Origin of the sequence: Ginsengibacter hankyongi (genome assembly GCF_008710285.1) — a bacterium.
Taxonomy (GTDB): domain Bacteria; phylum Bacteroidota; class Bacteroidia; order Chitinophagales; family Chitinophagaceae; genus Ginsengibacter; species Ginsengibacter hankyongi.
This window is the reverse complement of the sequence record NZ_VYQF01000001.1, coordinates 1989602-2001574: the sequence shown is the minus strand read 5'-3', so window position 1 is coordinate 2001574 and position 11973 is coordinate 1989602. Positions and strand designations below refer to the sequence as shown.

Sequence of the window (11973 nt, the reverse complement as noted above, 5' to 3'; positions counted from 1 at the left end):
CTTAATTTTCCCCAATGCTGCCCTTAAATAGAGGACGGCGCAAAGGTACTTTTGATGTATTTTATAATTTCCCTAAATTTATTCTTATGTCTTTTGTTCTAATTTAAAATAAACCCCGTTTGAAATATTCCTTTTCTTACGTATGATGAACAATACTTTCTTTAAGAAATGGGTGATTGACAGGCGTCATTGGCATCTTTGATGCAAAACGACTTACTCCCCACATAATAAAACCTATGAAACCCAAAGGAATTCCAAACTCAAACCAGCTTAAGTGAGGATTATTTTTTACCGTTCCTGGCATAATCATAAGGTAAAAATCTATCCAATGCCCAAAAATAATAAGTATACACATAAACGTGACAACAGTATAATTCCTTTTGGGTGCCCTCTTCATAAATATCAGGAAGGGGCATAAAAAGTTTAAAACGAGATTTAAATAAAAAAGTCCTTCATAAGTTCCCTGCAGCCTGGATTTAAAATAGATCGTTTCTTCCGGTATGTTTCCATACCAGATAAGCATAAACTGATCGAACCAGAGGTAAGTCCATAAAATAGAAAAAGCAAATATATATTTACCGAGATCCTGCAAATGTTCCTGAGTTACAAACTGAAGCTGCCCTTGATTTTTAAAATAAATTACAAATATTGTAATAAGCGCCATGCCGGAAACAAAGGTACTTCCAAATGTATACCAGCTAAACATTGTGCTAAACCAATGTGCGTCGATACTCATTATCCAAAGCCATGGTAGTGTAGAACCAACCGATAGGCCAAAGGATACAATATAAACGGCTGCCCAAAAGAAATTTCTATTTACCCATTTTTTACCTTTTTCATAATCCATGGTACCGATGCTATCACTTTCTTTGCTAAAATCTCTTAGTTTCTTACTGATCAATGACCATATACCTATAAATAAAAGTGATGCGATAGAATAAAATCCAGGATTTAAAAAACCTGACTTCCCCTTGATTACTTCGTCGTGGCTTACGAGGTCTTTATTCACCCAAGGATAAATATCGCCGCGATGACCAAACACGATACAAAACAAAATTAATAATGTAAGAATAGACATTAGCGGTACTACTGAAGATATAGCCTCCGTTACCCTCCGAAATGCTACTTGCCAGCCTGACATTGCAAGTATACAAATTACCATAAAAAAGGTTGCTGTGTTTACCAGGAATAGCCAAAACAAGCCGTTTTGAAGCAGTACGGCCCAAAATCGTGTGCTATTTAAATTGTCCCCGTTTGAACCGGCGCCGGGATTTAGAAAGATAACTCCCAAAATTAAAGTAAGCAATCCTGCAATCATAAATCCGACTGAAAACTTCTTATATATTGCCGGTGTTACATACTGATTGTTCATTAAAAAATTATTTTTAGAATTAAACTTATTTTTTTACAGCTAGGGAATCCTTTACTGTTCCACTTGTCGTTTTGGTTGAATCTGTAGACTCACTACCTTTCAACTGTTGTGATTTCACATATTGTATAACCATCCATCTTTGCTCGCGGGTTAATTGAGAGGCATAACTTCCCATATTATTTTTCCCATAAGTTACCGAGTAAAACATTGTTCCTACAGGCATGTCGACATATTGTTTCAATGTTAAATTTGCAACCGCGGGTACTTTCCCCCCGGTAGCCAACGGACCTTGCGCATCTAATTTAGGACCATGGCAAATGGCACAATTAATATTAAATAGTCTTTGCGCTTCGCCCATTTGTACGGAATCAAGAGGTGGCAGAGGGTCTTTAACATCTTTACTCATTGCATAACCTGTCGAGTCTTTAGGGAGCGTAAAGGGAAATAAATCTCCCCTTCTTATGGTACCTTCAACAGGATACGGAATATAATTAATATTCTCCGCTTTTAGGCTATTAGGTGCATAGGCTTCATAGGCTCGGCTGTAAGTCATATCCGGCATATATATTTTTCCCGGTTCGCGTTTGCTATCGCAGCTTTCAAACATTATTACTAATGTTGCTATCAAAGAAAAAGCAATAAGAATTTTTATTTTTTTCATACTTCAAAAATAATATCCAATCAATTTTAATTTATACTTCCAAAAACTTCTGCTCTGCATTCTTTTACAAATCCATTAATATCCAACTTCTTCGGTTCTGTATAGTTTTTGCTCTTTATCATAACGACCAAACCACCATCCATCTTCGGCTTCCTGAACATTTATTTCAATAGCGCCGTTATTTTGCAAAAAACTTTGTACTTCGGTTTCATTCGTTTTTGCAGTACATTCAATTACCATCACAAAAAGATCATCAGTTGCCCTGGGATGAAAGTGATGTTTCTTAACACCGGGCATCATTTTGCAAAGCCAGCAAAAAGTATATACCATGCTTATTGCAGAAAGTAATACGGTAAGTTCAAAGGTAATTGGAATGAATGCCGGTAATGGAAAATGAGGTTTACCGCCAATATTCAAGGGCCAATCTGTAGTAAATATCCATCCCATTCCTCCAATTGCAATACTTGTTCCGGTCAATCCAAAAATGAAACCTACAGTATGCAAACTTGTTTCTCTCAATCCCATGGCATGATCAAGCCCATGAACAGGAAATGGAGTATAAACGTCGTGTATTTTATAGCCAGCTCTCCGTACATTCTTAACTGCAGGAAATAGAACTTTTTCATCATCGAAACAACCTACTACAAATTTTTTTCTCATACTAATGCCTCCCAAATTTCTCCTTTAGAAGGATAATTTAAAGTGTTATTTATTAGAATCTTTTTCACAAATATTTTTTCTTCAGTTTAAAAAAGTATTATTAATGCGCATGCTCTACTTCTTCAATATAGAATTTTTCAGCATCCATTTTTTCGGTTGGTGTCATTTTCACTTTATAATTTTCTCCACTGGTTTTTAAAATCGCTTTAATTTCCGCAACGGCAATTACAGGAAAATATTTAGCAAAAAGAAAATAACACGTAAAGAACAGCCCGAACGTACCAAGATAAAATCCAACTTCCCAAATGCTAGGGCTATAATAAGTACTCCATGATGAAGGAAGAAAATCCCTGTAAATTGAAGTTACTATAATTACAAACCTTTCAAACCACATTCCCACATTTACCAATACCGCCATGAAGAAAGTAAAAGTTATATTTCTCCGTAATTTCCTTGACCAAAATAATTGAGGTGATACAACATTACAAAACATCATTCCATAATATGCCCAGCCATACGGGCTGAAAATATTTACCCGGTTTTGCCGAAAAGCCCACCATTCATATGGATTTTGGCTATACCACGCAATAAACAATTCACTTAAATAGGCGATACCAACAATAGAGCCTGTAAGAACAATTACTTTATTCATGGCTTCAATATGCCCTACCGTTATATAATCTTCCAAGTGTAAAACTTTGCGGGTAATAATTAATAGTGATTGCACCATTGCAAATCCTGAAAAAATTGCGCCCGCAACAAAATAAGGAGGAAATATTGTTGTATGCCAGCCAGGAATTACCGAGGTGGCGAAGTCCATGGATACTATCGTATGTACTGATAATACAAGGGGTGTGGCTAAACCCGCTAAAACAAGCGAAAGACTTTCATGACGCTGCCAGTGCTTGGTACTTCCAGTCCACCCAAAAGAAGCCAGCCCATAAAACATTTTTCTAAATTTGGTTTTAGCCCTGTCACGCACCGTCGCTAAATCTGGCAACAAACCCGAATACCAAAACAACAATGAAACGGTAAAGTAAGTGGATACCGCAAATACGTCCCACAATAACGCTGAATTAAAATTTGGCCAAAGAGGTCCGCGACTGTTGGGATAAGGCATTACATAAAAGCCAACCCATACCCGGCCCATGTGAAATATCGGGAATTGTCCCGCACACATAACAGCAAAAATTGTCATCGCTTCTGCAGCCCTGTTCACACCGGTTCTCCAACCTTGCCTGAACAATAGAAGAATTGCAGAAATTAAAGTACCCGCATGACCGATACCAATCCACCATACAAAGTTGGTGATATCCCAGCCCCATCCTATGGTATGATTCAGATTCCATTGGCCAATACCATAAACTACTTCCCGGTAAACAGAATAGACCCCAAAAAGCAAAAGACATAATGCAATAGAAAGCCCAATGTACCAAAGCCGGCCGGGCTTCGCTTCAATTGGTCCAATGATATCTTCCGTTACCTGGTGATAATCTTTATCTCCATCTACCAAAGGTTCCCTCAATTGGGATTCGTATTTTAATAATGACATATTCTATTTTAGCTTTTGCTACAGTTTGAATGCTGTATTCTATTAATTTATCGATCCGTTGTATAATAATTAGCTTTCTTTTTCAACAAAACTCCCAACTCTTCTATCCGTATTTCTAATTTTTTCCAGGTAGTTAACATTAGGTAATGTGTGTAACTCCTCAAGCACATAAAATTTTCTTTCATTTTGTGCCCTGGCTCTTAATTTCGAAATTTGACTATCCTTATCATTTACATTTCCAAACACAATTGCGTGTGTTGGGCACGCCTGCATACACGCAGTTTTAACTTCCATATCTTTAAGTGGCCTGTCTTCTTTTTTAGCATTTAATTTGCCTTCCTGGCAGCGTTGTACACAAAAACTACATTTTTCCATTACCCCTCTTGAACGTACGGTTACATCAGGATTGAGTACCATTCTTTCCAAATCTGCATTTAGCTCAGTTGTAGCATCAGAAATAATTCCTCTTTGGTTATCAGGGAAACTATCTGCTCCGTTATAATCTGCCCAATTGAAACGACGAACTTTATAAGGGCAGTTGTTTGCGCAATATTTGGTTCCAATACACCTGTTATATACCATTTGATTAATTCCCTCGCTGCTATGGTTAGTTGCAGATACGGGGCAAACATTCTCGCAAGGGGCATTGTCGCACTGCTGGCATGTCATTGGTTGAAAAACGATGTCAGGATTTTGCGGATCCCCTGTAAAATACCTATCAATGCGAATCCACTGCATGTCATGAAATCTTGATACTTCATATTTACCTACGGTGGAAATATTATTTTCGGCAACGCACGCAACCGTACATGCAGAGCACCCAATACAAGTATTAAGATCAATACTCATCCCCCATTTAATTCCGGGCTTATCAATTACAGGATAGAGTGTGCCATCACGCTCAAAACTTTCACCGAACTTTTTTAACTCCTTTTCCCTTTCTTCCTGCACTTCGCCGGGCCTTGCAATAAAATTTGCAAGAGTTGTTTCTCTTACCACGGGCCTTCCTTCAGTAATTTGGTGAACCTGGGTTTGAGCGATTGGATAAGTATCACCGGTGTTTTCAATAGTCACCGGGGCTGAATAAATAACAGTTGTGCCATTATAATAAGCAAGCGGATATACATTAACTCCTACACCATTTGCAGCAGGCCCGATGTATTCAGCCGTTTTATCTTTATTAATACTTTGTCTTCCGTATCCTACAGCCATTGCAATTACATTGGGATGAATTCCAGGCATTATAAGGATCGGAATTTCTATTGTTTTTCCATTAACTGTAACTTTAATAATGGGCTTTTGAATGTGGACTTCATATTTGTCCATATCATTCCGGTTAAAAATATCTACACCAAACAGAGACTTTCCCATTTGAGGGGATATCATTGCGTAATTATCCCAGGTGGCTTTCGAAATAGGGTCACTTACTTCCTGTAGCCACGCATTATTTGCACGGCTGCCTGTTCCTATAGATACCTTTTGATATAAAACCATTTCAGTTTCTCCTCCTTTAATGCTGCTAATTTTCGATGCAGCATCGGCCACGTTGCCGGAAAATGTGGCTCCTGACATTACCGGAAGTGGCACAGCAGGATTTATTTTTTGAGAAGCAGAATCAGCTTCTTCTGCAGAAGTTACACCAGCAGTTGCTGAAGTTAAATCAGAAACATTAACGAAGGCTGATTGTGTTTTAAGTTGTGAATTTTCAATTACCCCATCTTGTAAAAACTTTTCAAAATTCTCAACGCTACCTAATTTAGTAATCCAATAATTTCTAAAATAAGCTTCGTAATCATTTGCATTGCCCGTAAGTTTCAAAAGAGAGCTTTCAAACTGGCGGGTCTTAAATAATGGATGAATAATAGGTTGAATTACACTTACGTAACCTGTTTGCATTTCTGCATCTCCCCAGCATTCCAGCCAGTGATGAGACGGAACAATATATTTGCACAGTTCTGTTGTTTCATCCATTTTTTCGCTGTAAGAAACTGTGAATGGGCATTTTTTTACCCCAGCAATAAATTTATCTGCCGCAAAAAAGCTATAGGCTGGGTTAGCGCCATAAACTAAAAGCGCACCTACATTTCCTGCGTTAAGATCGTTAGTAAGTGCAAGCACATCTGCGTCTATGCCCTGGCGATAGTTAACGGGGGTGTTCCAGTCAATCGTTTTACCACCCGCACCTATGGCTTCATTTATTGCGTTTACAATTATTTGAATATTGGGGTCGTTACTTCCACAAACCACAAGAGCGGCTCCTTTGTTGGCAGAAAGTTCCGCCGCAGCCTTTTTAATTCCTTCAGCAACTTTCCCCGAAATATTAGAAGAAGTTCCGCCACCTAGTGCACCTAGAAGCGCGAGTGCAACTGCACCTGTTTCAGATGGCTTATGTAAATAGCGCTCATCCGCATTTGCCCCGGTAATGCTATAATGACTCTCAAACTGGAAATGCTTACTCATCGAAGGTTTCTCTTCATCTATTCTGCGATTCTGAGCATACTGATTTGCAAAAACTACCGGACTTAGCCAGGTCGTTAAGAAATCGGCACCGAGACTCACAATTACTTTTGCATTTTCAAAATGATAAGCAGGAATTGCTTTTTTACCATAAGATGCCTCGTTCGCCAATATCATCCCGCTGTAAGAAACAGCATCGTATTGAACATGGCGACTCCCTGGATATTTTGCAAGAAATTCTGAAATAATTTGCTTGGTGGAGGGTGAAGTAATTGATGAGGTTAATAGTACAACCGGCTTTCCGGCATTAGCCGTCAATCCTGCAGCTAACATTTTATCTATTGCTTCAAACGTAGCTTCTTTCCCATTTGCCTGCGGATAGCGAAGGCGCGTTGTGTCGTATAAATCTAGTACTGACGATTGGCATTGTGCCGAGGTTCCGCCATTAGTAAGTGATGAAAGATCATTTCCTTCTATTTTAATTGGCCTGCCTTCTCTTTGTTTAACCACAACCGGAACAGCATCTCCATCGTTTATATACGTTGATGCGTAATAATTTGAAATACCCGGGATCATATCATCCGGCTTGTGCAAAAAAGGAATCACTTTTCGAACGGGCATTTCACAACTTGCAGCAAGGGCTGCTGCAGCGGTGCTAAACCCCATGTATTTCAAAAAATCTCTACGTGGAGTTTTGGCATTAAAAATATTCTCGTTAGATAAATCTTCAAAAGGAAGCTCTTCTTTAAATTCTTTTTTCAACTTCTTTTGCTCAGCTTCGTTTTGATTAAGCTCCTCAAAATTTTGCCAATACTTTTTATCACTCATTTATTTCTATTTGAAAATTCTAAAATCCAAAAATTTAAAAGGCTTTATTATGCACTTTGCATCTATTTTTAACAGCGGTTATATTAATAGTGGCATTTCATACATTCGGTCCCGCCGATCTTTTCAACCGTTACACTATCGTATTTATTATTTTTAATATCCTCGTGAAATTTTTCGTAAATGCTATAAAATTTATTACCATGCCCCTGTGCATCATTAAACTGTACGTTGGTAGAGCGGTGACAGTTGACACACCAGCCCATGCTGAGGTCGGCAAATTGTTTTACTTCATCCATTTTTTGAATTTCGCCATGGCAGGTCTGGCATTGTACACGGCCTACTTTTACGTGTTGTGAATGATTGAAATAAACAAAATCAGGAAGGTTATGAATTTTTACCCACTCAATAGGCTTGCCTGGTTTGTCATAAGTTTTTGTAGAAGGATTCCAACCGGCATATTGGTATAATTTTTCAATCTCGCCATTTGCATTTACCGCAGTTCCATCTTCTTTCACTAATGGCTTGCCACCGTAGCTTTTTACCGCCATATGGCAATTCATACAAACGTTAACTGCCGGCACGGTTGCGTGCTTACTATCCTGGGCATTACCATGGCAATATAAGCAGCTGATTTGGTTGTCGCCGGCATGCACTTTATGTGAATAATAAATTGGCTGAACAGGTTGATATCCTTTCATTCTGCCCAAGCCCATGGCACCTTCAACTAAAAAATATCCTCCAAATAAAAAGAGAACAATTATTGCCAATAACAAATAAGCTTTATTACGATAAAAGGGAACAGGTGTAGGAGATTTTAATCCGTCTTTTTCATCAGTTAGTTTTTTAAGATTGCTGTTTACCTGCAAAAGAACAAAACCTATTACAGCTAGTATCAGCGTAAGCAGACCATATAAAATTGAATTATCAGATTGTGGTTCAGTTACTGGACCTTCAGGCGTTCCCCCTGGCTTGGTATATTTGTCCGCCCAATCAAGTATTGCATCAATTTCTTCTTTTTTCAAATCCGGAAACGAAGTCATTACTACATTTCCAAATTGAGATTTTAACTTCATGGCATACGGATCGGTATTTACCATTACTGTTGTATTGGGAACCCATTTATATACCCAATCTTTTGATGGTTCTCTTTGCCTTGCACCTTTAAGTGCCGGACCTACATAAGCTTCAAGAGGCTTGTGGCAACTTGCACAGTTTGCTTTAAAAAGGGTCTCTCCATCTGCTGCAAACAACAATTCCCTGGAAGAAATTAAAGTAAGAAATAAAAGTATCGCGGTTATTTTAAGAAAAAGCCTGGTGAGTTGGTTCATACACTTAGTACCTATCTTGATAATGGAATAATTTCTATTGGGTGCAAAAATAAGGCAGGATGTTGACAAAGTGTTAACATTTTTAATTTTTTTTTAGCCTTACCCAGCCTGCATTGTAGAAGATCATTAAAATTATTGTAAAAGAAATGTCACATAAATTAATTAAATAAAACTGCGAGATTTTTTAAAATCTGTAGAGCAATTAAAATCAAAAAAAATGCATCTTTGATGATAGTAAGCTTTTATAAATAAAATTATAACGCGTGGCGAATACTTAGTAATTCTTCGTGATGAGTTTATATAAATGCTATCAATTAATTCAACCTAAAAAATGCAGCCCAGTTAATAAATGAAACAAGAAATAAAACATGTTGCCATTTTTGCCTCCGGAACGGGTAGCAATGCACAAAAAATTATAGACCATTTTAAATATTCGGAGAAAATAAAAATCAGCTTAATTGTTTGCAACAAAGCCGGCGCCGGCGTTTTAAAAATTGCAGCAAATGAAAACATGCCAGTGTTACTTATAGAAAAACAATGGTTTCGCCTTACAGGATATGTTTCGGAATTAAAAAAACAACACATAGATTTTATTGTACTCGCTGGCTTTTTATGGAAAATTCCACCAGTATTAACTGAAGCTTTTGAAAATAGAATTATAAATATTCACCCGGCATTACTACCGGATTATGGAGGCAAAGGAATGTACGGAAGTGCTGTACATGCGGCTGTGCTAGCAGCAAAAGAAAAACAAAGCGGGATTACCATCCACTTCGTAGATGAAAAGTACGATCATGGAAAAATTATTTTTCAAAGTACTTGTCCGGTTGATGAGAATGATACGGTTGAAAGCCTTTCCAAAAAAATACACGAGCTTGAGCATAGATTTTATGCAAAACAAATTGAGAAATTATTGGAAGCCGGCGAATAAGAGTTTTTTAAAGCCCGGCCTGCTTTTTAAAATGCAAGTTTCAAAAAGCAGCGTTAAAATAAATATCACCAGGTAATTTGATAAAGGCAATAATGTAATATTACGAATTATAAAAAAATTTGAAAAAAATTATACTAAGCAGGCTTTTACCCGTTGTATTTTTATTACTGTCGCTGCAACTTTCCAAGTCTTTTGGGCAGGTTAGAATCTCCGGAACTGTTTACGACTCTACAAAACTTTATGGAGTTCCCAATGTAGTTGTTACCAGCACTTCAGGTTCCGAAGTCATTACCGATTCTTTAGGTGCTTATCATATAAATGTACCAGAAAGCGATTCAATAAGTTTTTTCTTCAGGGGAAAATCTACGTTAAAGTTTCCAGTAAAATCCATTACTGATTATACTTCTTTTGATATCTCCTTACGGGTAAGAATAAACGCAAAATATAAATTACTCAGAGGAGTAACCGTCTTTTCAAACACTTACCATCGTGACTCGACAGAAAACCGAATGGAGTATTCAAAAATTTTTAATTACGAAAAGCCCGGTATACAATCATCCTTTGAGCCTGGAGGTGCAGCTGGCTTAGATCTAGATGCTCTGATCGGTATGTTTAGCGTGAGAAGAAGAAAAGAAAATCTTGCGTTTCAAAGAAGATTGGTTGAGGATGAGCAGGACCGATATGTAAATTACCGGTTCAGCCCAAAAGTTGTGCACAGAATTACGGGTTTAAGCGGGGATACGCTTACCCGCTACATGAAATTATATATGCCTTCTTACCAATTCGTAGTATCCAGCACTTTGGCAGAGTTTTATCAATACATTTTAAATACATCATACGCTTTTAAAAAAGAAGAAGGAATTCAATAAGTATTTCACAAAATTCTTTCATTGGTCTTTATCTTTAGTAAGCTGAAGAACTCTCTATTATTTACACGTATTTACATGAATAGTTTTTTATGAAATCTTATCTCTTTTTTATCACATTTTCTTTTTCCATGTTTTCAATGCATGTAGTGAATGCTCAATCTTATAAAAAAATTCATAGGCGTGCAATTCTTGTTGATACACATAATGATTTGCTCACGCAATGTTTCGAAAAAAATGTAAGGTTTGATGATAATCTGAAAGGTAAAACCCAATCGGATCTACAGCGCTTTGCCGAAGGCGGCGTGGACGTGCAGGTATTTTCAATTTGGTGTGATGGGAAAAAAGAACATCCTTATAACTATGCAAAAACGCAGATAGATACTTTATACGCGACGATACAACGGCATCCCGGCAAAATTGCCCTGGTAAAAAATTCGACAGACTTATTAAAAGCGGTTAAACAAAAAAAGCTCGCGGCAATGATAGGAGTAGAGGGCGGTCACATGATAGAAAATGACATAAGTAATTTGGATACCCTTTATAATATGGGCGTTAGATATATGACGCTTACATGGAACAACTCGACTCCATGGGCAACTTCGGCTGAAGAAGAAACTGATGATTCTTTATTACACCAGCCAAAAGGATTAAATGATTTTGGAAAAGAAATAATTCATCATATGAATGAATTGGGGATGTTGGTCGACCTCTCTCACGTTGGTGAAAAAACTTTTTGGGATGCTATAGCAACCACATCAAAACCTGTATTGGTCTCTCACAGTTGCGCATACACTATCTGTCCTGTATTCAGAAACCTTAAAGATGACCAGATAAAGGCAGTGGGGAAAAATGGCGGGATAATTGATATAAATTTTTATAATGCATTTCTCGACAGCAATTACATAAAACGCGAAATGGTTTTTTTGTCAAAACATAAAAATGAAAAAGATTCTTTACTTAAAATTTATCCCGATAAAGACAAAGGCATGGTCTTCGATATTTTAAATACAAAATATAAAGACGAATATTTTAATGTGAGGCCGCCATTGTCGTTAATAATAGACCATATCGATTATATCGTAAAACTAATTGGTGTGGATCATGTGGGCCTGGGTTCAGATTTTGATGGGGTAAACAATAGTACCCCGCAGCAGTTGGAAGATATTACAGGCTACCCACAAATAACTAAAGCACTGCTGAAAAGAGGTTATAGCAGGAAAGATGTTTTTAAAATCCTTGGCGGTAATTTTATAAGGCTACTCGAAGAGAATGAAGAAAGTAATTAATTAACAAGCAAAAAATTATTTTATTCCAA

The 11973-nt window shown here is 37.3% G+C and carries 9 protein-coding genes; 3 read left to right on the top strand and 6 right to left on the bottom strand.

The window, feature by feature from the left end; all coding sequences use genetic code 11:
• Positions 1 to 136: 136 nt before the first annotated feature.
• From FW778_RS08440 to FW778_RS08415, 6 genes are all read right to left on the bottom strand, one after another.
• Entirely contained in the window at positions 137 to 1372 is a 1236-nt protein-coding gene (locus tag FW778_RS08440; protein WP_150414158.1) for a quinol:cytochrome C oxidoreductase, read from the bottom strand.
• Positions 1373 to 1397: 25 nt separating this feature from the next.
• Entirely contained in the window at positions 1398 to 2033 is a 636-nt protein-coding gene (locus FW778_RS08435) for a c-type cytochrome (RefSeq protein WP_150414157.1), read from the bottom strand.
• Between the two features lie 75 nt (positions 2034 to 2108).
• Complete coding sequence (locus FW778_RS08430) at positions 2109 to 2693, bottom strand: DUF3341 domain-containing protein (protein WP_150414156.1); 585 nt, start codon at positions 2691 to 2693, stop codon at positions 2109 to 2111.
• A 100-nt stretch (positions 2694 to 2793) separates the two neighbouring features.
• Complete coding sequence (gene nrfD / locus FW778_RS08425) at positions 2794 to 4245, bottom strand: NrfD/PsrC family molybdoenzyme membrane anchor subunit (RefSeq protein ID WP_150414155.1); 1452 nt, start codon at positions 4243 to 4245, stop codon at positions 2794 to 2796.
• 69 nt (positions 4246 to 4314) lie between these two features.
• Positions 4315 to 7530, bottom strand: a complete 3216-nt coding sequence (locus FW778_RS08420; protein WP_150414154.1) for a TAT-variant-translocated molybdopterin oxidoreductase — start codon at positions 7528 to 7530, stop codon at positions 4315 to 4317.
• An 83-nt stretch (positions 7531 to 7613) separates the two neighbouring features.
• Positions 7614 to 8858 (bottom strand): c-type cytochrome, encoded by a 1245-nt coding sequence (locus FW778_RS08415; protein ID WP_150414153.1) that lies wholly within the window; start codon positions 8856 to 8858, stop codon positions 7614 to 7616.
• Between the two features lie 349 nt (positions 8859 to 9207).
• Between FW778_RS08415 and purN the strand changes: the two genes are divergently transcribed.
• The 3 genes from purN to FW778_RS08400 all read left to right on the top strand — a co-directional run bounded on the left by purN (position 9208) and on the right by FW778_RS08400 (position 11944).
• Positions 9208 to 9789, top strand: a complete 582-nt coding sequence (gene purN / locus FW778_RS08410) for a phosphoribosylglycinamide formyltransferase (RefSeq protein ID WP_150414152.1) — start codon at positions 9208 to 9210, stop codon at positions 9787 to 9789.
• A 119-nt stretch (positions 9790 to 9908) separates the two neighbouring features.
• Positions 9909 to 10658, top strand: a complete 750-nt coding sequence (locus tag FW778_RS08405) for a hypothetical protein (RefSeq protein WP_150414151.1) — start codon at positions 9909 to 9911, stop codon at positions 10656 to 10658.
• Between the two features lie 89 nt (positions 10659 to 10747).
• Positions 10748 to 11944, top strand: coding sequence for a dipeptidase (locus FW778_RS08400; protein ID WP_150414150.1), 1197 nt, complete (start codon positions 10748 to 10750; stop codon positions 11942 to 11944).
• Positions 11945 to 11973: the final 29 nt, after the last annotated feature.

Coding starts and splice junctions, on each gene's coding strand:
- FW778_RS08440 (WP_150414158.1), bottom strand. CDS start 1,372: ATGAACAATCAGTATGTAACACCGGCAATATATAAGAAGTTTTCAGTC.
- FW778_RS08435 (WP_150414157.1), bottom strand. CDS start 2,033: ATGAAAAAAATAAAAATTCTTATTGCTTTTTCTTTGATAGCAACATTA.
- FW778_RS08430 (WP_150414156.1), bottom strand. CDS start 2,693: ATGAGAAAAAAATTTGTAGTAGGTTGTTTCGATGATGAAAAAGTTCTA.
- nrfD (WP_150414155.1), bottom strand. CDS start 4,245: ATGTCATTATTAAAATACGAATCCCAATTGAGGGAACCTTTGGTAGAT.
- FW778_RS08420 (WP_150414154.1), bottom strand. CDS start 7,530: ATGAGTGATAAAAAGTATTGGCAAAATTTTGAGGAGCTTAATCAAAAC.
- FW778_RS08415 (WP_150414153.1), bottom strand. CDS start 8,858: ATGAACCAACTCACCAGGCTTTTTCTTAAAATAACCGCGATACTTTTA.
- purN (WP_150414152.1), top strand. CDS start 9,208: ATGAAACAAGAAATAAAACATGTTGCCATTTTTGCCTCCGGAACGGGT.
- FW778_RS08400 (WP_150414150.1), top strand. CDS start 10,748: ATGAAATCTTATCTCTTTTTTATCACATTTTCTTTTTCCATGTTTTCA.